This window comes from Bradyrhizobium oropedii (assembly GCF_020889685.1).
Classification (GTDB): Bacteria; Pseudomonadota; Alphaproteobacteria; order Rhizobiales; family Xanthobacteraceae; genus Bradyrhizobium; species Bradyrhizobium oropedii.
Window position 1 is genome coordinate 18,776 of the sequence record NZ_JACMYO010000063.1, and the last position, 24,914, is coordinate 43,689.

The window sequence follows — 24,914 nt, forward strand, 5'->3', positions numbered from 1 at the left end:
CAGCCCGACCACCGCCTAATCAGATTTCAAGAAGATCCCGCCCGACGATGACCTCGCCGGAGAAGGATTCCCGCGCGGCGTCAAGCCACACATATTCCGGAACAGTATCATCGCCCGGCACGAAATGATTGATCACGAGAGTTTTGACACCGGCTTCCTTTGCAACCTCGCCAGCTTGCTGCACGCTCAGTGCATTTCCAGAGATGCTTTTGAAAATCGCTTCCCTGCGGGATGGTTCGGCCGCAATCCGTTCGGCCAATCCCCGAATGCCCGGCAGGTACTGTCCCTCGCAAACAAGCACGTCGGCTCCCTTCGCGAGTTCGATAAGTGCGTCGCACTTGCGCGTATCGCCCGAAAACACAATGGAGCGATTAGGTGTGTCGAAGCGATAGGCGAGTGCCACCTTGATAGGCGGGTGATCGACCAACGCACATGTCACCTTGACGTTTTCGTCCTGCATTACTGCGCCCGCAGACGTGATCTCGTGCGGCACAAGCAACTTCCGCGGATCAAGCCGTCCTTCGTCGTGGATACGCAAATCAACGTCGAACTCATTCAATTCGAAGAATTTTTCAGTCATCTTCGACAGCGGTGGCGGCCCATACGAATTGACGGCGCCTTTTAGCGCAGCGCTCCATGCCAGATAAAACAGATTGCCATAGTCGAGGTTGTGATCGGAATGCTGATGCGTGATGAAAATTGAGTTGAGATCCTTGAGGGCAAAGCCTGCCCTCACAATCTGCCGCGCGACGCCATTGCCGCAATCCACGACATAAATCCGGCCGCCGGCGACGACCATGGCGGCCGGTGCAGAGCGAGATACCTTTGGACTGGGGCCTCCAGCAGTCCCCAGAAGGACCACGCGCGCGCGATCCGGGGCGGAGGTCGTTGCCCCCTTGGGTGCCTCCTGTGCGGATGCCGGCATATTCCATCCGATCAGTGATGCGGCGACGCCCGTGAGAACTTGCCTACGATCTGGGGACATTATTTTCTCCATTTGACTAGTCCGTTGGGCTCGGCCTCGGTCTTGGTGCCCAAGCCGCATCGGTAACGGCCGATCGCGCTCCGTCCAGGAAGTCCGCGCGCAGAGCCTGCGCGCGAGGTTCGACACGCGTTATCGAGTCGGCTTTCAGAGGTCCGTAGCCGCGGATTTCACCAGGGTACGAGGCGAAAGCGACTGCCGCTTCAATATTCGACGCAATAAGCCCCGTCGCGATTTCTTCCGCGAACGCCAAATACTGATCGCGTAACCGGCGTTCCATCCGCCTTTCGTGCATCCACCCGAAGGGATCGAACGCAGAACCTCGTAGGCCCTTCAATCGCGCGAGCAACCTCAGGACCGGCAACATATAGCGCGCGGAGAACGCCATCTTTCGCGGGCGGCCGGTCGCAGCATCCCGTGTTGCTAAAATGGGCGGAGCCAAATGTAGTTTCAGTGACCCGCCTTCAAACCGCTCGTCCACGCTCTGCCAGAATGAGGGTTCCGTCAACAGCCTGGCCACCTCGTACTCGTCCTTGTAGGCCATCAACTTGAACGCATTTTCGACCACAGCCGCAGTCAATCGTGTAGATCCGGCGCAAGCCTTCTCCTCCGCGGTCCGGACAAGGTCGACGACATGCTGGAAACGATCCGCGTAGGTGTCGTCCTGATAGTCGCGGAGGGCCTTCACCCGAAGCGCGATTTTTTCATCAAGAGTGTTCACCGGTTTGGGCGAAGTCACAATCGGCGTTTCGGCGTCGACGATCAAATTCGCAAGCGCATCCGGTTCGCCAACCGAAAGCCTACCGAGATGAAACGCGCGAAGCGTCCCGGCAACGTCGACGCCGTTGAGGCGGATGGCTTGCTCGATTGATTCCAAAGAAAGCGGCAACGCGCCCATTTGGAAGGCCGAACCAAGCAGGATCATGTTTGCGACGATAGGATCGCCGTGGGCGCGCTCCGCCAGCTGCTTGGCTGCAATTCGAGTGGCCTGGTGACCGGCCCTTTGCTCCAGGCGCCGAACAAGCCGTTCCGCATCAAGATTGATATTTGCATTTTCATGGAAGGATTGCGTTGCAACAACCTGATCGTCGATCACGACAGTCGTGGAAGAACCAACCGTCTTCAAGGCTTCAAGTTGGGTCGCCGCGACGATGTCTGAGCCAACCAGGAGGTCGGCATCTTCGAACCCCAGCCGCAACGGTGCCACGCTCGTCGGAGTGGGAAGGATACGCAGATGGCTATAGACGGTGCCCCCCTTCTGGGCGAGCCGGTCATGTCATAAATGCCAACTCCCCGTCCCTCCAGGTGAGCAGCCATCCCGATCACGGCAGTTGCGGTCACGACGCCCGTGCCTCCGATACCGGCGACCAGAACGCCGAACGCTCTCTGATACTCGAATTTTGAGACGGGTACGGCGAGGCGAGCCACCGCGTCGTCGAGATTGGGCGATGTCGGCTTCCTCAGGCGGGCTCCCTCAAGCGAAACGAAGGAGGGACAGAACCCTTCCAGGCATGAAAGATCGCTGTTGCAGCTGGCCTGATCAATACGTCGCTTACGGCCAAATTCCGTTTCCAATGGTTGGACCGACATGCAATTCGAGGCCTGCGAACAGTCGCCGCATCCCTCGCATACTGCGGGATTGATGACGACGCGCTTCGACGCGGCGGCCATCTGACCTTTTTTACGCCTCTTGCGCTTTTCAGTGGCGCAGATCTGCACGTACACGATGACGGTCGTCCCTTCCGTCTCACGCAGTTCCCGCTGTACGTTCTCCATTTCCGTGCGATGAACAACCGTCACGCCGGCAGGCAGTGACTGCTGGGCACGAACGGCATCGGGATCTTCGGCCACGACGACAACGCGCTTCACCCCTTCCAAGAGCACCTGTCGGACCATGGCGCCAACGGACAATCCGCTTTCGACCGTCTGGCCGCCCGTCATAGCGACCACGTCATTCGCAAGGATCTTGAAGGTCACGTTCGCGTCGGACGCCGCCGCCGCACGGATCGCCAAAGAGCCCGAATGAGAAAACGTTCCGTCTCCGAGGTTGACGAAGACATGCTTGGTATTGGTGAAATGCGAAAGGCCGATCCAGTTGACACCTTCCGCACCCATATGGGTGCAAGGCAGCGGATTGCGATCCATGAATTGCACGAGCCCGTGGCAGCCGATTCCAGCCACGCCGAACGAGCCCTCGGGCAGTTTCGTGGAGCGATTGTGCGGGCAACCCGAGCAAAAGACCGGTCGTCGCGCAAGCGGACCGGGATCAACCCGCTTCCAGGCTAGCCCCCGCTGCTCGAGGTCATCGAGGGCCGCTCGAAGCCCATTGAGTCCTTGATCCTGCGGTGCTCTCTCCAGGAGGCGTCGCGCGACGGCCTTCCCTACCATAACAGCATCGAGCGGCTCATCCACTGGGAGGAGCGTGGCTCCATCCGGTGTGTGCTTGCCGGAGATGTCTGGTCGGCGGGCCGAATGGTACATCAGGGCGGCCGCTTGAAGCTCCATGTGAGGACGCTTTTCCTCAACGAAGAGCAATTCGTCGACCTCACTGGCGAACTCGGTCAATGACAAAGGATCAAGCGGGTAGATCAATCCGACCTTGAGGACCCCGATACCAAGCCGCTGCGCCTCGGCCTCGTCGATCCCGAGCCACCTCAGTCCGTCGATGACATCCTGGAACGCCTTTCCCGCCGTCACGATGCCGAGACGGGTCGGTTTTGTCGCGCCGAATGCAACTCGGTCTATGGCGTTGCGTCGGGTAAATTCGTGGATTCTGGGCAGCTTGTTCCGGACCATTCGCTGGTCCTGAGCCGCAACCGCGAGCATTTCGACGCGAATGCTGACATCGGCACCGGACGGACCGGCGGCCAAGGTCGGCGTGAGTTCATCCACAGAGAAATCGACAGCCTGGGTGCAGTCCGCGGTCTCGTTGACAAGCTTCAATCCCGCAAGAAGTCCGCACTCACGCGACAACGCAAAGCCGGCCAAGCCAAACTTCAAGATGTCATGCACATCCGAGGGATACAGGATCGGCACTTCGTGGGCCGCCAGAGCAAGATCGCTTTGGTGCGCAAGCGAGGAGGATTTGCCGGCATGGTCGTCGCCGAACACGAGCAACACCCCGCCATTGGGATGAGTGCCCGACATGTTGGCGTGCTTGATGGCATCGCCAGATCGATCGACCCCCGGCCCCTTACCGTACCACATCGCAAAGACGCCGTCGTACTTGCGACCGGGAACGAAATCCAACTGCTGACTGCCCCAGACCGCCGTCATGGCAAGATCTTCGTTCAAGCCAGGTTGAAAGACGATGTCGGACGCAACAAGGCGATCCTTGATTTTCAGGAGCTCGTTGTCCACCGTCCCAAGAGGAGAACCGCGATACCCTGAGATATAGCCGGCCGTTCTCAACCCACGTTGACGATCGAGCTCTCGCTGCAGAATCGGAACCCTGGCGAGGGCTTGTTTTCCCGTAATGTAGATCGTTCCCTGGGTCAGGTCGAACTTGTCCGCGAGAGAGACCTCACGGAGGACAGGCTTGCTTGGCATTTTCTTGCTCATGTTTCGGGAATTGCCGCCACGCATTCGATCTCGACGCGCACTTCCGGGCGAACGAATTTCGATACCTCCACGAGCGTACTCGCTGGCGGATCAATCCCTTCGAAAAACTCCTCACGAATCTTGTTCGTCGCCGGATAGTCCCGGATGTCGAGCACGAACACATTCATTTTCATCACGTGCTGAAATCCGCCCCCCTCAGCTTCGAGCGCAGCTAGTATCCGTTCGTAGATAACCCTTGTCTGGGCCTCGGTGTCCTGCGCGCCCGACTCTCGCGCCGTAACGCCCGAAACAAACACGAGCTTGGCACCCGCCAGTTTGAGAACGCTCGCGTGAGCGAATTTACCGAACGGTGCTGGCAATGCAGCATAGGTCCGAGATTTCGCAATTGGCTTCATGACAGTCCTCCATTGCAGCCAAGGGGCTCCGCGATGCCAAAATGCATCATCGCGCGCGATCGGAATGGCTCGCTGGTAAGTGCGGACGCATGATTTACATCGGGTACCGTTGCCGCAATCCCCACCGGAAAGAGACCAGCGACCCGGTACGGAGCTCCGGCAAGCTTGTCGTTTTCTCCAACCATCACGAGGGTCGGCGCCGCGACCTGCGCTAATTTGGCGAGATCAAAGACGCAACTCTGCCCGCGAAGGCATGCCGCGAGAACGGCGAGATCGTTGTACGACTTTAACGCAGCATGCTGGGCGAATCGGAGCGCGTATGACGGAAGCGCGCTCGTATCCAACTTGTGTTCAGCTACGGCATCCAGCGCATCTGCGAACTCGGGCGCCAGCCCGACGGTGGCGGCAATTCGCTCGCCCATACCGCCGAGCACGAGGGTTTCAATCTGATCCGGGTTCGCAAGAGAGAGGGTCATCGCGATGTGCGCGCCCATCGAATAGCCGACGACACTAAAGCTCGAATGGCCCCAGCAGAATCTCGCGGCCGCAATACAGTCCCCCGCGAAGGCCTCCAGCCGGTAGTCGCGCGGGTTCCGAGACTTAGAGCTAAGACCATGTCCACGTAGGTCGGGGGCTATGACATCATAACCCGCGGCGACCAGCGCTTGAAACCACCCCGTCGCGACCCAATCATCGTTAGCGTCTGAGGCAAATCCGTGCAGTTGAGCAGGTTGACCATCCGCCAGAGCATCGATCTCGATTGAAAGAAGCTTCGGCCGCTCATTTCCCATGGTTTGATGCCCCGGTCTGACGGGCGCGATCTCGGCTGGCAATGCTCTCAATCACGGCTGCTGCTGAAATGGCGAGCTCGTCACGGCCAGGCGCGGCACCGATCTGCAAACCGATCGGCAGAACGCCGTTATCCCGCGACGGCCATGGCACGGAGATCGCAGGTCCGCGCGACAGGTTGAACAGTGGGGTGAACGGACACCACTTGAACCAATCGACCTCACGGGCTTCCGCAGAATCTGCGCGCAGAGGAAGGCAAGGCATGGTCGGAGTAAGCAGGACATCGACAGTATCGGACAGGACCAAAGCCGCCTGACTGGCAATTTCCTCTCGACGGCGCTGCATATCGATCAACGTCTCCGCGGGTAGGTTGCGGACCGGCTCGATAAACTCGAGTATCGCTGGGTCAAGTTCCGAGCGCTTGCTTTCGGGAACGAGGGACACGGCAAACGCGCACCCGAGACGATAAAGCGTCGCTACGATGTCGCGAGCTTCATCAAGCCGAAGCTCGACCGACTTAATGTCTGCCTGTGAGCTCAGGGCTCTAACTGCCTCATCCCACCCTCTCTTCACCTCGGGATCCAGGTAGCGGTTCAAGTCAGTGGGAATGCCGATGCGCGCTCGCGGCGTCAACTTTCTTTCTAGACGCTGCGATAGCGGCGTCTGGACCAGCGACATCCAGTCCGACGAAGCCGGTCCGCTCATCACAGCCGCCGCCAATGCGGCATCTGCCACGCTTCTGGTTATCGGCCCGATGTGAGGGAGCTGCCAGAAAGCCGCCGGGAACGGCTCAAGCGGGATCGCTCCGAAGGTGGGCTTGTACCCGACCACGCCGCAGAAGGCGGCTGGTATGCGGACGGATCCCGCCGCATCGGTCCCTATGCCAACAACGCCGACGCCGAGCGCTGTCGCGGCGGCAGCGCCGCCGCTGCTCCCACCCGCGTGACGAGTTTTGTCCAAAGGGCTCAGGGTCATTCCGTTGAGCAGGCTTTGGGTCAACCCTTTCCAGGCGAACTCCGGTGTCGTCGTCTTTCCGAGAAACACCGCGCCCGCGCTACGAAGCCGTGCCACTGAGACCGCGTCGGCCGTCGCAGGCGCTTCGGGTGTCGTCCGCGATCCACGCCTCGTTGGCCAGCCGGCAACGTTCAGCGTATCCTTGATCGTCGTCGGGATACCATCCATCGGTCCGATAGGCTCGCCGCGCCGGTATCGTTCTTCGGAAGCTTGCGCCATCTCGATGGCAACAGTCTCGTCCACCAGCGTGAATGCGTTAACGCCGGCATCAACCGCAATGACTGCGTCCAATTGAGCGCGAACGATCTCGACAGGAGACAGCTCGCGCTTAGAGAAGCTCTGGTGAAGTTGACGTATTTCGCCATCAATCGACATAGACTTGATCCCGCGCAGCAGCGTAATCCGCAGCACCTCCCAGATAGGCCTGACTCAATCTCGGGTCGGTTGAGAGTGAAGCACTGGTGCCTTCCAGAACAATTTTGCCAACCTCAAGCACGTAGCCACGATCCGCTACGGAAAGTGCGAGCCTTGCATTTTGCTCAACCAGGATGATGGTCAGTCCGTCGGCCTTGAGCTGGCCAATGACCCGAAGAATTTCCTGGACGATCAACGGTGCGAGCCCGATCGAAGGTTCATCCAGCATCAGCAAGCGAGGACCGGCCATCAAAGCACGCCCCACCGCGAGCATCTGCTGTTCGCCGCCGGACAGCGTAGCTGCCTTCTGCTTGCGACGCTCTGCAAGGATCGGGAATAGGCTGTAGATGCGATCGAGCGACTTCGACGACGCATCAGTTCGATAGCCGCCCAGGCGCAGGTTTACTTCCACCGTGAGGTTGCCGAACAACTCCCGTCGTTCCGGTACGAGCACGACGCCACGAGCAACCAACTGCTCGGGACGAAGACCGACGAGCTGCTCATCCTCCAGGAGGATGGATCCCGCGCGCGGCGGCGCCAATCCCATGATGCCGTTCAGCAGCGTCGTTTTCCCAGCACCGTTGGCTCCGAGCACAGTCACGAGCTCGCCGGGTGAGACCGCCAGATTGAGGTTCTCTAAAACCGTCGCTCGGCCGTAGCCAACTTTTAGGCCGCTAATCCGCAAATTTGGCATGGTCAGGCTCCCAAATACGCGGCGATCACCCGCTCGTCCTGCCGAACCTCCTCGGGAAGACCGGTCATAAGTCCTTGCCCGCGATCCAGAACAACCACCCGATCTACACAATTCATGACAAGGTCCATGTCGTGCTCGACGAGCAAGACCGACATCCCGGCCCGCTTGAGCCGGTGCAGCAAGGTGACCAGCTTGAGTTTTTCACCCGTCCGTAGTCCGGCAGCGGGCTCGTCCAAGAGCAGCAAGCGGGGTCGGCTAACCAAGGCACGAGCGACTTCTACGAGGCGCGCCTGCCCCATTGCCAGACGCGATGCAGGCTCGTGCGCGAGGCCATCCAACTCCACGATTTCAAGGGCGCGCCAGGCCTTTGCATAGGTTGCGGCCTCTTCCTTTCGGTCGAAGCCGAACATCCCCGACATCATGCCCGCATGACCTTGCGCATAAGCGCCAAAGGCAACATTTTCCAGCACCGTACGCTCAGGAATGATCCGTACGTGCTGGAACGTGCGAGATACCCCACGATGTACCAGGTCGGATACTCGTCTGGGCGGCTTCTCGCCCATGAGAAGAACATCGCCCTCTGACGGGGCAAGAAGCCCGGTAGCGATGTTGAAGGTAGTGGATTTGCCTGCGCCGTTGGGCCCTATCAAACCAACGATCTGATCGGGGCCCACCCCGAACGAAATCCCTTGGAGCGCTTTGAGGCCGCCGAAGTTCTTTGAAATACCTGTGACGGTCAGCAGGTCCTCGCCGGCCGTACTACGCTTGGATGGGGTCAACTCGATATTGCGCCCTGGCCGAGCTGCAGAGAACTGCGGCCAAATGCGCTGCAGGGCCGACCAGATTCCCCCCGGCCAGCGCAACAGCACGCAGATGAGCACGAGCCCAAAGACGATCAGTTCCACGTTGCCCGACAGACCCAGCATGCGGGCAACCGTATTCTGCAACAGCATCTCGAGCGCAGTAATGGCTGCCGCACCGAGGACCGCGCCGAACGGATGCGCCATTCCCCCAAATATGCATGCGATCAATAGGTTTATGCTCGCGGTCAGCCCGAACGGTGCAGGACTGAGAAACTTGAAGTAGTAAGCATAGAGCGTCCCGGAAAGTCCGGCCAGCGTTGCCGCCACAACGAACACGATCAGGCGTAAGCGCGCTGCATTGACCCCAAAAATTTCGGCCATCTCCGCGTCGGTCTTGAGGGCCGCGATCGCCCGTCCCGCGCGGGTATGCAGCAGGCGGGAAAGCCCACCACCGAGCACTGCAACCAGCAGCCAGACAACAACCGCAAAGCCGCGATCATCTGTCAATGACAAGGGGCCGATCGCGAGGGGCGGAATCTGTCCCAGCCCGGAGGCTCCGCCGGTAATGCCCCCCGCCGCGACGATCGCGGCACTGGTCGCGATTCCAATTGCCAGCGACGCAAGCGGCAGGAAGTGCCCTTTTAGTCGCAGCGTGATGGCTCCCACGATGACACCAGAAAGAGCTGAGGCAGCCACGCCTAGAATGAGCGCAACGAAAGCCGGGACGCCGAAATCACGTGCCAGAATTGCCGACACATAGGCCCCGATCGCCATAAACGCCGCCTGACCGAGGGAGACCTGTCCTGCAATCAACAGGAGCGTCAGGCCCATCGCGGCGATCGACGTTAGGCCGACCGTGACGAGCAACGTGACGTCGTACTGCGGGCCAATAGCGGCGATGATACAAGCCAGCACAAACATTGCGAACGCAACAACGATCGACGCGGTCGCGGGGGATCGCCGCGATGACGGAATGGACTTCTCGGCCATGATCAATGCTCGTGTGCTTCTGGCGGACGAACAGCGTTTCGCCAAAGAAGGATCGGTATCACCATCAGAAAGACGATGACGTCTCTGAACGCGCTGATCTGGAATGCCGAGAAGGACTCGGTAAGACCAACCAGCACTACGCCGACCAGCGCCGTCGGGTATTCAACGATGCCACCGAGTGCTGCGGCAACAAATCCCTTCAAGCCGATCGGAAAACCCATGTCATAATTCGCGGTGATGAGCGGAGCCAGCAACAGTCCTGAAACAGCACTAAACCCGGCCCCGATGGCAAAGCTGAGCTGCCCGGCGAACCGGACAGGGATGCCACACAGTTGAGCCCCTACTCTATTGACCGCGGTTGCTTGTAGGGCCTGACCGATGAGCGTTCTCTCGGAGAACATGTACAAGCCTGCCATCGCCAAAACAGCAAAGCCGCAGATCCAGAGGCTTTGGTAGGTGATGAAGACCGGTCCCAGCGACACTCCGCCGTCGACGACCGGCGGTACCGATTGCGGCTCCGCGCCCCAAATCAAGACCGCCACGCCGTGAAACACCATGTACACGCCGACGCTGACGATGAGCAGCACGATCGGCGATGCGCCCGAGACCGGCTCCACCGTCAACCGGTAGGTCAGCGTCCCGAGAGAAACGGTCGCGGCAAGCGCGGCCAACACAGCGAGCCAGTATGATCCCGGAAACTTGTGCGCCGCAAATGCCGTGAGAAGGACGCCGGCAATCCAAACCGAACGGATCAACAAAATGCGGATCCTGACCGAGCTCAACAGGCGCCGATCCGCCAAGTCAAGCAGCGCGAATGCCGCCAGACCGCCCGCGACAAGCCAACTGAACAGATTGAACGATCCCGAAAGCGCGCTCGAAAACGACAGCGCTCCCAACGTTACGTATTCGCCCTGGGCGATATTCACCACCCGCGTCACTGTATAGATTACAATGAGGCTGAGCGCGACAAGACCGTAGACGGCACCATTGGTGATGCCGTCCACGAGCAAGAATAGGAGCGTGTCGAACAATGTTTATTCCTCGATCAGGACGAAACGTCCGCCCTTGATTTGCGACAGGAAGGTGGACCGCTTATCCAATCCGAGATGGTCGGTCGGTGTGACGTTGAAGACGCCATTCACGCCGGGCCATTCGCGTGTTTGTTCCATCGCGTTCTTGATCGCGATGCGGGTAGCGGCGAGGTCGTCGGTCTTGGCTTCCGCCATGTGCTGGTAAGCATTCACGGCAAGCAGCATGGCATCCCAGGACTGACCAGCGAACAAGTCGACCTTGCCCTTTCCGTAAGCCCCGTCATACAGCTCAGCGAATTTGGCAAGGACGGGACGAAGCGGATTGTCCGTGGCAATCTGGTCGTAGACATTGAGCGCCCCGACGCCGACGATCGCGCCCTCGACGTTCGCCTTTGCAATATCGACGAACGCGTTAATCGACGAACCAGCTCCATGGTAAATTGGGCCAGTGTAGCCAACCCGCTTGAGCGCCTCGTGAGCAAGATCCGCGGACGGCGGTATCGCGTGGATGTAGACTGCATCGAGACCCGCCTGCTTGAGGCGCAGCGCCTGCGGCGTGAAGTTGGTATCTTGCCGCGCAAAGCGCTCGGTTGCGGCAAGCTCGATCCCGACTTCCTTGGCTACAGGTTGCAACTCCTTCAGGCCACCCTCGCCATAGGCATCTTCAAGACCGAAGAAGCCGATCTTCTTGATACCCTGGCGCTTCATGTAATTGAGCGTGCGTTGAAGCATCAGCTTGTCGGACGTCGGCGTCTTGAACGTGAACGGGCGTTCGCTGGCAGGCTCAACGATTGCCGCGTTCGAGGCCATCGAAATCATGGTAATCTTCGCCGCCTTGACCGTGTCCAGGATCGCCATCGAACTCGGCGTGGTGGTGCAGCAGACGACGACATGAGCCTTGTCTTCCTCGATCGCCTTCCGCGTTAGGCTGACGGCCTTCGTCGGATCGGAGCCATCGTCATACGAAATGACCTTGACCTTGAAGGGCAGATCAGTGCGCGTCGACCAGGTCTTGTCGAACAATTCGACCGCGCTCCGCTCAGGAGCCCCCAACGCAGATGCTGCTCCCGTCACCGAGACGATTGCCGCGATGCGCAGCTCAGGCTTGTCCTGGGCAAACCCAGGCTGGGCACAGGCAAGAGCGATAGAGCTTGCGGAAATGAACCCGCATAAGCTTGTTGCGATGCGGCCACGCGTCACGGTCTTGGTCATGAAATCCCTCGGGGTTGCTGCTGACCGTCACAAAGTGACACCGGCCGCATTCCAGGGGCTGTATCTACGGATACATCCACGATCGATACATCTACGACTATGTGCTGCCAGATACAGCCGCGCAGTTTTTCAACGGGTAGTCGTGCTCTTCTGTCAACTCACCAACCCGAAGAGCCGCCCAAATGAATGGCAACAAGGCTGAAGATTTTCGCAGACTATTCCGACGCCTGACGACCGGTGTCACGCTGATCGCAGTCGATGGCGAAAACGGCCCGGCAGGCATGACCGTCAATTCGCTGACACCGGTAAGTCTGGATCCACCGCTGCTCCTGTTCTGTGCATCTTTGACTAGCGCTACGGCAAAACGGATCGCGACGGTTGGTGCTTTTTCGGTGAACATATTGGCAGGTCATCAGCAGGACGTCTCCATGCATCATGCTGGCCGACCTCTGACGAGTCCTACCTGGTCCTGGCGCGAAAGCCGCGGCGTACCTTGGATCGACGATGCAAACGCAGTCTTCCGTTGCCGACTCGTTGACGATTACCCCGGCGGCGATCATCGAATCCTTATTGGCCAGATCGACGAAATGTTCGGCCCCGAGACCGCTGCAACCCCTCTCCTCTATCACGGAGGAAAGTATGCTCGCTTGCCGTATGAGGATGGCGACGTAGCTAACGTTCCACGAACCGAGGACCTTTGGTGGACGGGCTAGAAATTTCAGCTGTCCACTTCGTTAGCAAGTATCGTAAAGCCGTCTTCGATGAACAGCATTCCCTTCTCGCGGAGCCTGCCCATCGTTCGAGTGACAGTGACGCGAGACGTGCCGGTCATCGAGGCGATCTGCTCGTGGGTCAAGTGCGTGATGATCTTGCGTCCGCGTTCGTGATCGATTGCAAACATCTGGCTCAGCCGACGGAGTAGTTCCAGTATCCGATCCTCTGGGTCATTTGACACCAAATGCTCGAGTCGCAATGCGAGAATACGTTGCTTAAGGCTGGTCAGCCGCAGCATAGCCAGCGCCAATTCAGGATCAGCTCGCATCAAGGATTCTATGCGGGCAGTGTCGAACTCGAGCGCTTCCGTTGGCTCAACGGCCACCGCGGTCGAAAAACGAGGCAGACCATCGAAAGCAGACCCTTCTCCACATAGCGCATTCGGGCCCATGTTCTCGAGAACCACTTCGGTGCCGTCTCTTCTGAATATCGATACCTGCACCAATCCCGACTTGATGAAATAGAAGCAAGTATTGATCTCGTCTTGCCGATAGAGCTGTTCTCCTTCGGCAAATCGGCGAGCCCGCACTTTGCCCTCGAAGGATACCAGTTTGGCTGCGAGGGCGTCCGTCATCCGCCAAGTGGCAGTGGCTTTTTTTGTCATTCTCACCGCTCATTTTTCGAAGGAATGACCCGGTCGTATCCGGCGATACAGCGCGCCACGAACGGTGCACGGTAGGCCAAGGTCGATGATAGCGCCAGAGGAGGCAATCGCAATGGGTTTAGCTCAACGGACCGCCGACGAGGTGGATTCGGACGTGCGCGGGGCGGAAATGGCCGTCGAAAAGACGGCCGCCCTTGTGCCGTGGCTCAGCGAGCAGGCGGCGCGGGTCGAAGAGGCGCGGCGGATCCCCGACGATGTCGCCGAACGCCTTTTTGACACAAGGCTGTTCGACCTGATGCGTCCTTCGCGCTTTGGCGGATTTGGCGTCTCGCCCCGGTTCGCCTGGGAAGCAACCTTCCACGTCGCCAAGGGGTGTTCGTCCAGCGCCTGGCTTGCCGGACTCACCAGCGCGAATATTATTATGCTCGGCAAATTTTCTGCTGAAGCGCAGAAGGAACTCTTCGCGCCGGGCGTATCTCCGATCGTTCCCATGCTGACGGGCGGCGTGGGACAGGACATAAAGATCGAGCCGGCGGAAGGCGGCATTGTCCTGAGTGGGCGTTGGAGGTACGCCTCCGGCGTCGACGTTTCGGATTGGCTGGGCCTTCTTATCAATATTCCCGGACAAGGCGATGGGCCCGCGCCTCACGTCGTGCTCGTCCCGCAATCCGAATTTACGATCGATCACCAAAGCTGGCGCGTGATGGGCATGCGCGGCACCGGCAGCAAGAACATCACCCTCGGAAAGACATTCGTTCCGTCTCATCGCTTCATGAATTGGGCCGAATTGCAGGCCGGGAAGAAGCACCCGACCTGCCCGAACACCGAGCCTGTGTACGACTTCCCATTGAATACGGCCAACGCAATGTCGGTCTTGGCTCCGACGCTTGGCGTAGCGACCGCTTGCAGCGAGGAAAGCATCAAGATTATTCGCGCTCGCGTCAGCTCGGGCAATCAGCAAGCGCAAATCAACGACAAGATCGCCCAGGTCGACGCAGGAACGAGCTCCGCCACCATGAGCTTCTTGCGAGACTTCCTGCTTTCCGAGACGGCTGCGATCGAAGAGCAGATTCTCCAGAGCGGGACGCTGTCGCTTGAGGAACGCGGACTTAGCCGCACGAAAGTGGCCATCGCATCTCGTCAAGCATTAACGTCTGCACAGCGTCTATTCGCGTCTCTCGGCGGGTCGATGCTCCCCGAGGGCACGCGGATTGAGCGTCTGTTCCGCGATATCCACGCCATGAGCTCGCATTTCTTGCTGCAGCCCGAGCCGATCGCCGAGGCGTATGGCCGGTTGCTGTTGGGTCTCGAGCTTTCTCCAGGAACGCGCCTCTAATTGACTAGGAAAGGATCCCTCATGACAAAGACGACCTATAGCTCAAAGAACCCGATGTTCGCTGCCGCGGGCGGCGGTTCCATTTTCGATAAATTTCAATACTCCTCCGCTGTGAAGGCCGGCGGCTTGATTTTCATCGCGGGACAGATCGGCCTCAATCCCGATGGATCGATGCCGGACAAGCCCGAGCAGCAGTTCGTCAATGCGTTCGAACGGCTCAAGCTCGTCCTCGAAGAGGCTGGCGGTCAGATGGGCGACCTGGTCGAGCTCGTCTCGTATCATGTCGGGCTGACCTCGCATTTGGCTGACTTCATGAAGGTCAAAGAAAAGTATGTGCCGGCCCCATTTCCGACCTGGACCATTCTCGACATCGCCGGTCTCGCACGTCCTGGTCTCATCATCGAAATCAAGGCGGTTGCCGTTGCGCGCAACTAGGCGAAGCCGACAACGTTTCCTCCCAGACTGGGTCGGGGCCGCAAGGCCCCGACCATTTTTCTCTAAGTGAGGTTTTCCGCTTATTGGAAGCCGACGCTGTCGGGGATCCCGATGCCAAGGACTCGATCGAACGCCTGCGCAAAAGCCAGCCGCTCCAAGGTCAGCGAGACCTTGCGCGTTCCCAGATCGATGTTGGAGCGACTGGTCGAAATTGCTCCGAATCTCTCTCTTCGGAAGATAGCTAAAGGACAATCCGTCTACCGCCAAGGCGACGCGGGGACGCATGCCTATGTGGTGGTATCGGGCCGCCTCGGTATCACCATGATTGGACAAGCCGGGCAGGAGCTGTTGATTGACATCGTTGGTCCCGGCGCACTCTGCGGCGAGGGCGCCGCGTTCGACGGTCTACCACGCTTTTCCAGTGCCAGCGCCATCGAAGCCACCGATGTACTCCCGATAGCAGGCAAGGAGCTCCTCAAATTGATTTCGGCCGACGCGAAGCTTGCATCCCTGCTTGCGCACGCCACCGCACTGAAGCAACGTACACTCGCCGGTCGCCTCGTCCAGCTCGCGCAGGCTTCTCCTGAAGACCGCATTGCAGAGCTTCTCTCGCAGATTGCCTTGCCGGAACTGCCCGATGTTCTGCTCACTCATCAGCAAATCGCCAATCTGATTGGCGCCTCCCGGATCACGGTGACACGCGCTATGCAAAAGCTCCGCAAAGTCGGCACAGTCAGCTGCCAGCGCGGTCGCTACCGGCTGACACAGCCGCCGACGCGGTCGCGGCATTGACCCTTCGTGACCGGCGAGATTGGTCCTCCTTTGTAGCGGTTGATACAGACCATCTCCGGTCCGGCGCTAAGGTGATGCCGTCTCGCTGGGAACGGAGCCGCCACATGAGCGCTGGACGAATTAAGGACATCGCAAACATTCAAAAGCTTGGCCATGTCGAATTCCGCACGACGGATTTGGAGCGAGCACGGGATTTCTACGTCAACCTGATCGGCTTGCACGAGACCGAACGCGATGACAATCGCATTTATCTTCGCTGCACGGAGGACAAACAGCACCACACGTTCGTGCTGCGCAAGGCGCAGTCCGCTGGCGTCGGGCATATCGGGTTCGTGGTTGCGAGTGAAGATCAGCTCGACCGCATGAAGGCGCGGTTCGATGGCCTGGGACTGGCGACCCGCTGGACTGACAACGACATGATAGGCCAAGGCAAGACACTGAGAGTCCAGGATCCCTTCGGCTTCATCATCGACTACTATGCCGAGATCAAGAGCGTGCCATGGCTCGTACAACAGTATCATCTTCATAAAGGGGTCTCGCCGACACGCGTCGACCATGTCAATGTCCTCACGCCCGATGCCCAGGCCGGTTATGGCTGGTACACTGAAGAGCTCGGCTTTGGATGCGCCGAACTGACGGAATCCGATCCGCCCGAAAAGCGGATTTGGGCAAGCTGGCTATTTCGAAAATCCACGGTGCATGACATCGCCGTTATGACTGGAGCAGGACCGGCAGCCCACCACGTCGGCTTTTCGCTTGGAGATCCGCTCTCAATTATTCGTGCCTGCGACCTGCTCGCTGGCGCCGGCTATGCGGCCAGTATCGAGCGGGGGCCGGCCCGACACGGCATTTCGAACGCGTTGTTCGTCTATATTCGCGATCCCGATGGAAACCGCTTTGAGCTCTACACCGGCGACTATTTGACGGGAAACACTTCTGCGGAGCCAATACGCTGGAATCTCAACAATCCCGTACGCCAAACGCTGTGGGGAGCACCTCCACCGCGCCGCTGGTTTGAAGAATCCATGGCCGTTGAGACGTTCGATGGTGCCTCCACGAAAGAAACCAAGCCTGCCTTGATGCAATCAGTGCCGAGCTACGTCGCTGACTGAGTCACGATCGATCAGTCGTTTGAACCGCCCTCGACCCACCCTTAGCCGTCAAGGTTACCATGCCGCGTACAGTCATCGTTCCCCCCACCGGTTTGCGCCCTGGCATCCCATATTCGCCAGCGATCCGCTGGGAGAAGCTCCTCTTCATTTCCGGACAAACCGGCTCCGACCCCGTGACGAGGGAATTTCCGGAAGACATCAAGGCTCAAACCAGGATAGCTCTCGATAACCTCAAGGCTCTGGCTGAGGCCGGCGGGGCCTCGCTCGAGACCGCGCTAAAAATGACGATCCACATGACCGACATGGTCAATGAATTTGCTCCGATGAACGAGGTGTTCCGCGAGTACTTCCCCAAGGATCCGCCCTCGCGGACCACGGTGGGAGTCGCCCATCTCGCTCGCGCCGGTCTGAAGATCGAAATCGACATGATCGCGGTGGTGAAAGACGCCGTTCAAGGGTGAGACCACCAAATCTATCGCCCCTCGCCAATTATGCATCAACCCGCACGGTGATACCATGAGCCAACAAGAGGCGCGCGCGCCCCATTCAGACAATATGCGCAAAGCGCAAGAGCATTTGCATCGATTTAAGTCGCAGGCCGTGCCGCACAGGATCGCCGGACAACCGGTGCTAAGCGATCAGACCTTCGACAACCTGGATCCATCGGACAATTCCGTTCTATGCAAGGTCGCGTCAGGCGGCGAAGCCGAAGTCGATCGTGCTGCCAGTTCGGCCGAAGAGAGTTTTAAAGTCTGGAAGGACGTGCCCGGCGACAGGCGGCGCGCGCTCCTGCATCAGATCGCGGATCGGATCGGAGCTCGAGCTGAGGAAATCGCACTGGTTGAGAGCGTCGATAGCGGCCAGCCCATTCGCTACATGGCAAAGGCCGCGCTCCGTGGGGCAGAGAATTTCCGCTTTTATGCCGATAAGGCCCCGGAAGCTTCAGATGGCAAGTCGTTCCCGACGCAAACCCACCTCAATTACACGATCCGCCAGCCTATCGGACCCGTCGGCATCATCACGCCGTGGAACACACCGTTTATGCTGTCCACATGGAAGATCGCTCCGGCGCTGGCGGCAGGCTGTTCGATCGTTCACAAGCCCGCGGAATGGAGCCCACTATCTGCAGTCATACTCTCGGACATCATGACCGAGGTGTTCGAGGAGGCGCGTTTGCCACCTGGCATCGTTAACCTCGTGCACGGCATTGGTGAAAGAGCCGGAAAACTCCTGACCGAGCACCCTTCTATCAAAGCAATCGCCTTCGTGGGGGAGTCGGCCACCGGCAGCCATATCATGGCGCAAGGCGCACCAACCCTGAAGCGCGTCCATTTCGAACTTGGTGGCAAGAATCCCGTCATCGTGTTCGACGACGCAGATCTCGAGCGAGCGCGAGATGCGGTTCTGTTTATGATCTACAGCTTGAACGGACAGCGCTGCACATCATCGAGCCGCGCGCTCATTCAGCGTTCCATCTACGATCGATTTGTTTCAGCCCTCGCCGCCCGCGTCAAGACGATCAAGGTGGGCCCTCCCTTGGACCCTTCAACCGAGATCGGTCCGCTCATTCATCCCCGCCACGCTGACAAGGTTTTGAGCTACGCCCAGTGCGCCACGCAAGACGGTGCGCAAATAGCGACGGGGGGCGGCCGGGCACTGGGCGGCAAAGGTAACTTTGTCGAGCCGACATTGTTTGTTGACGCCCAGAACACAATGAGGATTGGGCAAGAAGAGATCTTCGGTCCGGTATTGACCGTCATACCATTCGATGATGAAGCCGACGCAATGCGCATTGCCAATGACGTAAAGTACGGCCTCGCTGCCTACATCTGGACCGGCGACGTCGGACGAGCCCACCGCGTGGCTCAAGGAGTCGAGGCTGGCATGGTCTGGGTGAACTCCGAAAATGTGCGGCATTTGCCGACGCCGTTCGGCGGCGTCAAAGCGAGTGGAATAGGACGGGACGGAGGCGACTATGCCTTTGACACCTACATGGAGCAGAAGAACATCGCCATCGGGATGGACAGACACCGGCCGCCAGCCATTGGGGTATGATAAGGGGTTTTGGTCTCGCTTATTGCGGAGTGCCCCGCTGCAAAGGTCCGATTGCTCGCTCCACCGCAACCCCCCGGCCGCCAAACCGTCGTTCACCGGATCTGTTAAAATTGACTGCCCGAGGTGCCACAAGGCACAGAAAGTCCCGGCTGGCCCTGGATTGGAGTGGGCATCTCCTCATTCTGCGTCGGGCTGCCGGCCGGGCTCGGACCGCGAAAACGCGTCAATCTTCGATGCCGCCATTTCGATGGCGCGAATCCTCGGATAGGGCGTGAGATCCACACCAAACCTACGCGCATTGAAATCATTGTGATCCGATTTGAACATCGAGATATTGAAGAGATTAGTACCGTACGCCCACGCATCGAAATGAGTGAACGAATAGACCTGCTTTGCAGTTGTGCCGTCGACTGCGCCATTGGGGTTTACAGTGTACATGCCCGGATCGGTTCCCCTTGGCATCCATGAGAACGTCACGCGATTATCGATGACGGAGAAGAACGGGCTGGTCCGCCGGCGGCGGATTCGCCTTGACTGGCAGGTCAGCTGCGCCGGCAACGCCGGCGAACTCGAGCATGAGGACAGCAGCAATTGCACAGTAACGAAGCGACATTGATTCCCCCTATTTTGAATTTGCCAGTGCACCGTCCCTGACTTGGCCTGACGCACGCCAACTCGGCTGCGGCCAGCGACGGCAAATTTCAGAAACTGATATTGATGTTCTTGACCTGGGTGAAAGCCATCAATTCATCGATGCTTTCCTCGCGGCCAATTCGCGACTGCTTGTAGTCAGGAGCCCCGATGAAGTGCGGGCCTGCCCCGTTTATCCAGACAAAGCCGGATTCCATTCGGGAGGCAGCTCGATGGGCCGTGGCAAGTCTTTCGTGAAGATTGCGCCCGAACTCGCTGGGCGGGAAGAATGGCCACAGGTTGAAACGCGTTCCTCCCTCCATCCGGCTCCCTTGTAGCTGAGCCGCTTCCGACGAAGGTTCGACGAATAGTCCATATAGACAGAAATTAAGCTTATGGATTTGGCACGCGTATTGCCCGCTAGGATAGCTAAGCTGACGGCTGCGCGCCTTGTCCCATGGCCCGATATAGAAGGGATATCGATCTTGACAGAAAATTTGACGAGTCGCACGAAACTCAGTTCACAAAGTCATAAAATTGTCCAGGAAGAATGGGCAGCAAGGGAAGAGCGAATGGCGGGGGGACGCAGCGCCTTCAATCCGGGTGCCGCCGCCATCAGCATTGGCGCGCAGGCTTGGATCACATTGGCCGTGACCACGGCGATCTACACGCTCAATGTCGCTGACCGATTTATCTTCTCGACGCTGTTGCAACCGATAAAGGTAGAGTTCGGTCTTTCCGATGCCGGCGTGTCGAGTCTCAATCTCGCGCTCGGCCTCGTCCTGATGACATTCGGGGTTCCGGCCGGGATTCTCGCAGACAAGATGAGCAGGCGCATCTTGCTCGCAGCAGCTACAACGATCTTCTCCGTGATGACCGCGCTGGGAGGGGCCACGTCAGGAATGTGGACCTTCGTCGCAACCCGTCTCGGCGTAGGGTTTGGAGAAGCGGGCTGCGCGCCACCATCTGTGACGCTCATCGCCGACCGGTTCCCACCGGTGCGCCGCGGCGTTGCAATGACGATCTTCACGCTGGGGATTTGTGCAGGCTCCTTTTTTGGCACGGCCGTGGCAGGTTATTTTGCCGACCATTATGGATGGCGCGCGACGATGGTGATTTTTGGCGTGTTCGGTTTACCGCTTGGCGCCGTTACGCTGCTCCTGGTCAGTGAGCCTGTCCGCGGTGCCGCGGACGCCGCCGCAGGCACTGGGCAACCCGGCGGAGGGTTGCTCACGGCCCTGTCGCACATTTACCGCGAGAAGGCGCTGCTTTTCGTGATCCTCGGGGGAGCCCTAATCTGCACATGGGGTTGGGGGCTGTTGTTCTGGACGCCCGCGTTTATGGCGCGAAACTATGGTTTGACCACCGGCCAGGCCGGCGCCATTCTCGGACAATTGCACCTCGTGGGCGGGACCACTGCCACGATCCTGGTCGCAGTTGCCATGCATTGGCTGTCCCGCTCGGCCGCGAGGGTGCAGATTTGGTCGATCGCGGGTGTCGCGGCGATGGGTGCTGTGGCATCGATCGTTGCCTACACGACCACAAGTCTGTCTGTGATGGTGCTGTGCGTATGGCTTTTTGCTCCCGTGCTCTATATGTACACGGGGCCCACCTACACCCTGATCAATAATCTTTCACCGCCGCATCTTCGCGCGAAGATTTTCTCCATCTTTCTGTTTGCGACGAGCCTCGGATATCTGGTCCTCGCGCCCTACTTAATCGGCTTGGGTTCGGATTTCTTCCGGAGTTCGGGGATGGATGCCGGGGCCAGTCTCCGTCGTGCGCTGGAAATCTTCGCACCTCTCGGCCTGGTAGCCGCGATCGGATATGCCGCGGCCGGCCTTTACCCCGGAGCGCGGCCCAAAGCTGCGGCGGAGCTTGCGCTCCCGGCAAACTCGCTGGTGGAGGGGTAACCGTGAATCACGCAAATCTTCTTCTGTCTCACGAGAGGCTGGGGACCGGTTCAGGGTCAGTGCGGCCAGCGGAAGCCGTTGGCGCAATCGGGAGCGTCAGCAGGGCGACACCCGATCTTGCGATCGAGGAATTTGGAATCACACGCAAAAAAGACGGCACACGCCAGCGAGCAGGACCGTCCGGACCTCGTGAAGCGGCGTCAAGATTGGGTTGAAGGCCAGCCCACACTCGATCCCGGGCGCCTTGTCTTTGTCGATGAGACGTGGGGCTCGACCAACATGGCACGTCGCTATGGCCGCTGACCGCGTGGCGAGCGTCTGCGGGCCGGCGTCCCTCACGTCATTGGAAGACCACAACCTTCGTCGCTGGCCTCACCACGCGCGGCACTATCGCGCCTTGGTACTTGATGGACCAATTAACCGCGAGGCCTTCGAAACTTATGTCGAGAAGGTCCTCATCCCCGAATTCAACAAAGGCGACATTGTGATCTTGGACAATTTATCCAGCCACAAGCGCCACGGGTGCGTCAGATGATTGAGGCCGCAGACGCAAGCTTTGCGCTATCTGGCGCCCTACAGCCCCGACTTCAATCCGACCGAGAATGCCTTTGCCAAGCTCAAGGCTCTCCTGCGCAAAGCTGCCGAACGCTCCGTCGACGGTCTCTGGAATGCCATCGGCCGCGTCATCGACTGCTCCACCCAGACCGAATGCAAAACTACTTCACCGCCGCTGGATACGCCGCCATGATCGGCGAACGCTCTAGCGTACAGAGCTGGCGAAACCCGGCTCAAACAGGCTTCGCCGGACGAGCTCCAGCAGGAGCTCTCGGCTGCTGCTCTGAGAAACCTCGTTACGCACGATCGCCGAACAAACGTTTGTGAAGCACATGTCGCGTTCGCGTACGATCTTCAACAAATCCCTCGCCACAAACGACGAGGCGAAGTCGCGCGGAAGAAATCCAATGTAGGCGCCCGCCAAGATCAGGATCAGACGAGCCTGCATGGTCGGAGCACGAGCCCGGACATTCAGTTGGTTGATGATTTCGCGAGATTGAGAGTGTTGTCTCGTTACAATGTCGATGCAGTCATAGCGTTGGAGAGCTTCGTCGTTTATTTCTCCGTCTGATTTTGAATAGAGTGGATGTTCGCGACCGCAGCAAAGCACCATTGGCTCATAAAAAAGTGGATAAGTTTTCGTGCCCGCGATATCAGGCGCCGATGCGCTGATTCCCATATCAGCGGTGCCGTCCAGGATCATCTGAGCTACTCGTTCGGGAGAGGTCGTCCGGATAGTCAAGAATACCTCTGGATGCTCCGTGTGAAATGTCTTCACGATTCCGGCCAGCTCAGCTCGTTTTCCTAGCGGAAAATTGTCATCCATCACCACTACAAGCTCGCCTGTGATTTTCATGGCTACTCGACTTGCGTTTTCACGAAAGCTTTCAAGGCCATCGAACAATTCGCGCGCCAGAGACAGGATTTGCTCGCCCTCTGCGGTTAGCGAAAATCCTGCGCGACCGCGGCGACAGAGCTTTACTCCTAACCGAACCTCAAGAGATGCGATATCGACGCTAATCGATGATTTGCTTTTGTTGAGAGCGACTTCGGCGGCACTGAAGCCACCGGCATTGGCGACCGCCGCGAACACCCGCAAGAGTTTGAGGTCGAAATCTGAAAGGTCGGGAATTTTCCTATGACGCACGGATGACAGCCCCCAATTCGCAAGCTGCAACGCGATAAAGGCGCTTGGGGCCGCCAAGCCAAGAGCCTGAAACTGCTCTCAAGTCGTGATCGGAATTCCCACACGATGGAACAAAAAATGTCACCACATCCTTGTCCTCCGAAGGGCAGCGACGGACGGCAGCATCCAGAAGATCAAGCGAGCCACGATCTTCAATGCGTAGGTCCCCGCGCGCGTCGATCGCGGGTGCGGCAGGTCCAAAACGAGGACACATTGGCGGTTCCCCTGCGTCCCCCTTGGGCTCTTTTTTAACCTGTAGGTCGAATTTTCGTATCAATGGACGATTTAATTGTCAAGGCCAAGCATCTGGCTGGCCCGCGCCTTTAGAGTCACCGCTGTGCTCGGATCTAAACCATTGACATAACGGCTATTTTCGAATTGATGTGGCATCGTCGCATTTTCGACTCGCTGACCGGTGAATTCTGGCGCTTCCACATCCCGAGGTTATGAATGGACTTGTTCTTGAGGATCGGACCGAGGTTTCACTGCAATCGGCGCTCCAACTGCGACCTCAGGGATCAACGCCGGCCAGCGGAATCCCGATTCTCTCGCTGCGACACGTTTCGTTCTTGGAGCAATCTCCAGCGGCCTGCGCACGCTCTGCAGCGAGCTTTCGCGATTTCGTTCTTACCGACACGGGTCCCAACGATGATCCGGGCAACTTTCGACCTGCCGATCTTCCAAAAGGGGGCGCGGTGCTAGACCAACACCTCGACCGCAACTGCAGCCAATCAGCTTGGCGAGACATGCAGCAGCGTCGGACGGTTTTTTAAAAGGAAGTAGCATGCCACGATCCACGGCACCGAAGCGACCAAGGGCGCCACGAGGGGCACGCGCCGCTGAACCCGTCGCCAAGGGGAGCAATCTTCAGACGCTCAAGCGTCAGCTCGTGCGCGAGGAGATCCTTCGAAGCGCGGCAAAGCTGTTTGCCGACCATGGCGTTCACGGCGTCTCGATTGACGAGGTCGCAAGCGGGCTAGGATACACCAAATCGAGCGTCTACTACTACTTCAAGAGCAAAGACGAATTGCTCTGGGCTGTGTTTGGGTACATCTCAGAGCACTTCGTTGGAGAAGCCGAGCGCATCGCGCAGTCCGCTCCCGATCCCGTGGCGCGTTTGACGGACCTGGTCCGGATGCACGTGCGCTTCCTAGCAGAGCACAAGGAATGGGCGACGGTCTTCTATCGAGATGTTTCTGCTCTTCCGCAGGAGCGACAAGCGCAGGTTCGCGCAATCATCGTCCGATACGATGCTTTCTTCCGTCAAGCAGTGCAGGAAGGTGGCGAATGTGGCCGCATGCGCCCCTTGCGGCCCGACATTGTCGTCAACGCCGTGCTTGGTGCCTGCAACTGGATGGTGACCTGGATCTCCCAGAAGCATCGAGACAGTATCGACGAAATCGCTGAAACATACGTCAAGCTCTTCACGGGAGGACTTGTGCTCGGCCAGCCTTCCAATGCCGAAGGTGGCGAGGCACACCGCTAACAATCGGCCGTAACCCGTGTCGTTTGGTGCGAACTCCAATAGCAAGACTCAAAGACAGGCCAAGAGAACGGTGGACCCCGGCTGCACGCCATTTGCCGGTTGCCTCCTATAACGAGCTCACTGCGCCCCGATCGCTTGAGAAGGCTCGCGG

At 58.9% G+C, this 24,914-nt stretch carries 22 protein-coding genes and 2 pseudogenes; 10 read left to right on the top strand and 14 right to left on the bottom strand.

Translation table 11 applies throughout. The features are described 5' to 3' along the window. Positions 1-19: 19 nt before the first annotated feature. From H8A95_RS19160 to H8A95_RS19205, 10 genes are read right to left on the bottom strand one after another with little or no spacing between them, the layout of a single operon-like run. Entirely contained in the window at positions 20-985 is a 966-nt protein-coding gene (locus H8A95_RS19160; protein WP_229166657.1) for an MBL fold metallo-hydrolase, read from the bottom strand. 16 nt (positions 986-1,001) lie between these two features. Beyond that, complete coding sequence (locus H8A95_RS19165) at positions 1,002-2,189, bottom strand: DUF6537 domain-containing protein (protein ID WP_229166656.1); 1,188 nt, start codon at positions 2,187-2,189, stop codon at positions 1,002-1,004. Continuing rightward, entirely contained in the window at positions 2,105-4,567 is a 2,463-nt protein-coding gene (locus tag H8A95_RS19170) for an indolepyruvate ferredoxin oxidoreductase family protein (RefSeq protein WP_229166655.1), read from the bottom strand. Before H8A95_RS19170 ends, H8A95_RS19165 begins: the two co-directional genes overlap by 85 nt. Next, positions 4,540-4,938 carry a RidA family protein gene (locus H8A95_RS19175; protein ID WP_229166654.1) on the bottom strand — a complete coding sequence of 133 codons (399 nt, stop codon included), beginning with the start codon at positions 4,936-4,938 and terminating at the stop codon, positions 4,540-4,542. Before H8A95_RS19175 ends, H8A95_RS19170 begins: the two co-directional genes overlap by 28 nt. Next, positions 4,935-5,729 (bottom strand): alpha/beta fold hydrolase, encoded by a 795-nt coding sequence (locus H8A95_RS19180; protein WP_229166653.1) that lies wholly within the window; start codon positions 5,727-5,729, stop codon positions 4,935-4,937. Before H8A95_RS19180 ends, H8A95_RS19175 begins: the two co-directional genes overlap by 4 nt. After that, the gene (locus tag H8A95_RS19185; protein WP_229166652.1) at positions 5,719-7,116 is read right to left on the bottom strand and encodes an amidase; all 1,398 of its coding nucleotides are present in this window, start codon (positions 7,114-7,116) and stop codon (positions 5,719-5,721) included. Before H8A95_RS19185 ends, H8A95_RS19180 begins: the two co-directional genes overlap by 11 nt. After that, positions 7,106-7,849 (bottom strand): ABC transporter ATP-binding protein, encoded by a 744-nt coding sequence (locus tag H8A95_RS19190; RefSeq protein WP_229166651.1) that lies wholly within the window; start codon positions 7,847-7,849, stop codon positions 7,106-7,108. Before H8A95_RS19190 ends, H8A95_RS19185 begins: the two co-directional genes overlap by 11 nt. A 2-nt stretch (positions 7,850-7,851) precedes the next feature. Then, the gene (locus tag H8A95_RS19195) at positions 7,852-9,642 is read right to left on the bottom strand and encodes a branched-chain amino acid ABC transporter ATP-binding protein/permease (RefSeq protein WP_229166650.1); all 1,791 of its coding nucleotides are present in this window, start codon (positions 9,640-9,642) and stop codon (positions 7,852-7,854) included. Between the two features lie 2 nt (positions 9,643-9,644). Then, a complete protein-coding gene (locus H8A95_RS19200) occupies positions 9,645-10,673 on the bottom strand; it encodes a branched-chain amino acid ABC transporter permease (RefSeq protein ID WP_229166649.1) in 1,029 nt (342 codons plus the stop codon). 3 nt (positions 10,674-10,676) lie between these two features. Then, positions 10,677-11,885 (bottom strand): ABC transporter substrate-binding protein, encoded by a 1,209-nt coding sequence (locus H8A95_RS19205; RefSeq protein ID WP_229166648.1) that lies wholly within the window; start codon positions 11,883-11,885, stop codon positions 10,677-10,679. A 182-nt stretch (positions 11,886-12,067) separates the two neighbouring features. Between H8A95_RS19205 and H8A95_RS19210 the strand changes: the two genes are divergently transcribed. After that, positions 12,068-12,598, top strand: a complete 531-nt coding sequence (locus H8A95_RS19210) for a flavin reductase family protein (protein ID WP_229166647.1) — start codon at positions 12,068-12,070, stop codon at positions 12,596-12,598. A 5-nt stretch (positions 12,599-12,603) separates the two neighbouring features. Here the strand turns inward: H8A95_RS19210 and H8A95_RS19215 are convergent, their stop codons facing one another. After that, positions 12,604-13,263 (bottom strand): Crp/Fnr family transcriptional regulator, encoded by a 660-nt coding sequence (locus H8A95_RS19215; RefSeq protein ID WP_229166646.1) that lies wholly within the window; start codon positions 13,261-13,263, stop codon positions 12,604-12,606. 112 nt (positions 13,264-13,375) lie between these two features. Here H8A95_RS19215 and H8A95_RS19220 point away from each other — a divergent pair, with 112 nt between their 5' ends. From H8A95_RS19220 to hpaE, 6 genes are all read left to right on the top strand, one after another. Next, on the top strand, positions 13,376-14,599 hold the full coding sequence (locus H8A95_RS19220) for an acyl-CoA dehydrogenase family protein (protein WP_229166645.1): 1,224 nt from the start codon (positions 13,376-13,378) through the stop codon (positions 14,597-14,599). 21 nt (positions 14,600-14,620) lie between these two features. Further along, the gene (locus tag H8A95_RS19225; protein WP_229166644.1) at positions 14,621-15,034 is read left to right on the top strand and encodes a RidA family protein; all 414 of its coding nucleotides are present in this window, start codon (positions 14,621-14,623) and stop codon (positions 15,032-15,034) included. A 111-nt stretch (positions 15,035-15,145) separates the two neighbouring features. After that, positions 15,146-15,826, top strand: a complete 681-nt coding sequence (locus H8A95_RS19230) for a Crp/Fnr family transcriptional regulator (protein WP_229166643.1) — start codon at positions 15,146-15,148, stop codon at positions 15,824-15,826. A gap of 104 nt (positions 15,827-15,930) precedes the next feature. After that, the gene (gene hpaD / locus H8A95_RS19235) at positions 15,931-16,938 is read left to right on the top strand and encodes a 3,4-dihydroxyphenylacetate 2,3-dioxygenase (RefSeq protein ID WP_229166642.1); all 1,008 of its coding nucleotides are present in this window, start codon (positions 15,931-15,933) and stop codon (positions 16,936-16,938) included. Between the two features lie 59 nt (positions 16,939-16,997). Further along, positions 16,998-17,399, top strand: a complete 402-nt coding sequence (locus H8A95_RS19240; protein WP_229166641.1) for a RidA family protein — start codon at positions 16,998-17,000, stop codon at positions 17,397-17,399. Between the two features lie 55 nt (positions 17,400-17,454). After that, entirely contained in the window at positions 17,455-18,993 is a 1,539-nt protein-coding gene (gene hpaE, locus H8A95_RS19245) for a 5-carboxymethyl-2-hydroxymuconate semialdehyde dehydrogenase (RefSeq protein WP_229166640.1), read from the top strand. Positions 18,994-19,296: 303 nt separating this feature from the next. Here hpaE and H8A95_RS19250 read toward each other — a convergent pair. Both H8A95_RS19250 and H8A95_RS19255 read right to left on the bottom strand, forming a co-directional pair. Beyond that, positions 19,297-19,606, bottom strand: a pseudogene (locus H8A95_RS19250) (hypothetical protein); the annotation flags it as partial. Between the two features lie 88 nt (positions 19,607-19,694). After that, on the bottom strand, positions 19,695-19,946 hold the full coding sequence (locus H8A95_RS19255; RefSeq protein WP_229166639.1) for an aldehyde dehydrogenase family protein: 252 nt from the start codon (positions 19,944-19,946) through the stop codon (positions 19,695-19,697). A 162-nt stretch (positions 19,947-20,108) separates the two neighbouring features. Between H8A95_RS19255 and H8A95_RS19260 the strand changes: the two genes are divergently transcribed. Then, positions 20,109-21,536 carry an MFS transporter gene (locus tag H8A95_RS19260; RefSeq protein WP_229166638.1) on the top strand — a complete coding sequence of 476 codons (1,428 nt, stop codon included), beginning with the start codon at positions 20,109-20,111 and terminating at the stop codon, positions 21,534-21,536. Positions 21,537-21,653: 117 nt separating this feature from the next. Beyond that, positions 21,654-22,274 (top strand): annotated as a pseudogene (locus tag H8A95_RS19265) (IS630 family transposase); the annotation flags it as partial. Positions 22,275-22,296: 22 nt separating this feature from the next. On the opposite strand, the gene H8A95_RS19270 reads toward H8A95_RS19265, so the two are convergent. Next, positions 22,297-23,295, bottom strand: coding sequence for a LysR family transcriptional regulator (locus tag H8A95_RS19270; RefSeq protein ID WP_229166637.1), 999 nt, complete (start codon positions 23,293-23,295; stop codon positions 22,297-22,299). A gap of 766 nt (positions 23,296-24,061) precedes the next feature. Between H8A95_RS19270 and H8A95_RS19275 the strand changes: the two genes are divergently transcribed. Next, positions 24,062-24,763, top strand: coding sequence for a TetR/AcrR family transcriptional regulator (locus H8A95_RS19275; RefSeq protein WP_229166636.1), 702 nt, complete (start codon positions 24,062-24,064; stop codon positions 24,761-24,763). The last annotated feature ends 151 nt before the right edge of the window (positions 24,764-24,914 follow it).

What these genes read in the sequence shown, in the direction of transcription:
- H8A95_RS19255 (WP_229166639.1), bottom strand. Translation starts at nt 19,946, where the DNA reads ATGGAGGGAGGAACGCGTTTCAACCTGTGGCCATTCTTCCCGCCCAGC.
- H8A95_RS19215 (WP_229166646.1), bottom strand. Translation starts at nt 13,263, where the DNA reads ATGACAAAAAAAGCCACTGCCACTTGGCGGATGACGGACGCCCTCGCA.
- H8A95_RS19225 (WP_229166644.1), top strand. Translation starts at nt 14,621, where the DNA reads ATGACAAAGACGACCTATAGCTCAAAGAACCCGATGTTCGCTGCCGCG.
- H8A95_RS19160 (WP_229166657.1), bottom strand. Translation starts at nt 985, where the DNA reads ATGTCCCCAGATCGTAGGCAAGTTCTCACGGGCGTCGCCGCATCACTG.
- H8A95_RS19240 (WP_229166641.1), top strand. Translation starts at nt 16,998, where the DNA reads ATGCCGCGTACAGTCATCGTTCCCCCCACCGGTTTGCGCCCTGGCATC.
- H8A95_RS19195 (WP_229166650.1), bottom strand. Translation starts at nt 9,642, where the DNA reads ATGGCCGAGAAGTCCATTCCGTCATCGCGGCGATCCCCCGCGACCGCG.
- H8A95_RS19230 (WP_229166643.1), top strand. Translation starts at nt 15,146, where the DNA reads ATGCCAAGGACTCGATCGAACGCCTGCGCAAAAGCCAGCCGCTCCAAG.
- H8A95_RS19210 (WP_229166647.1), top strand. Translation starts at nt 12,068, where the DNA reads ATGAATGGCAACAAGGCTGAAGATTTTCGCAGACTATTCCGACGCCTG.
- hpaE (WP_229166640.1), top strand. Translation starts at nt 17,455, where the DNA reads ATGAGCCAACAAGAGGCGCGCGCGCCCCATTCAGACAATATGCGCAAA.
- H8A95_RS19185 (WP_229166652.1), bottom strand. Translation starts at nt 7,116, where the DNA reads ATGTCGATTGATGGCGAAATACGTCAACTTCACCAGAGCTTCTCTAAG.
- H8A95_RS19190 (WP_229166651.1), bottom strand. Translation starts at nt 7,849, where the DNA reads ATGCCAAATTTGCGGATTAGCGGCCTAAAAGTTGGCTACGGCCGAGCG.
- H8A95_RS19275 (WP_229166636.1), top strand. Translation starts at nt 24,062, where the DNA reads ATGCCACGATCCACGGCACCGAAGCGACCAAGGGCGCCACGAGGGGCA.
- hpaD (WP_229166642.1), top strand. Translation starts at nt 15,931, where the DNA reads ATGAGCGCTGGACGAATTAAGGACATCGCAAACATTCAAAAGCTTGGC.
- H8A95_RS19220 (WP_229166645.1), top strand. Translation starts at nt 13,376, where the DNA reads ATGGGTTTAGCTCAACGGACCGCCGACGAGGTGGATTCGGACGTGCGC.
- H8A95_RS19180 (WP_229166653.1), bottom strand. Translation starts at nt 5,729, where the DNA reads ATGGGAAATGAGCGGCCGAAGCTTCTTTCAATCGAGATCGATGCTCTG.
- H8A95_RS19175 (WP_229166654.1), bottom strand. Translation starts at nt 4,938, where the DNA reads ATGAAGCCAATTGCGAAATCTCGGACCTATGCTGCATTGCCAGCACCG.
- H8A95_RS19170 (WP_229166655.1), bottom strand. Translation starts at nt 4,567, where the DNA reads ATGCGTGGCGGCAATTCCCGAAACATGAGCAAGAAAATGCCAAGCAAG.
- H8A95_RS19205 (WP_229166648.1), bottom strand. Translation starts at nt 11,885, where the DNA reads ATGACCAAGACCGTGACGCGTGGCCGCATCGCAACAAGCTTATGCGGG.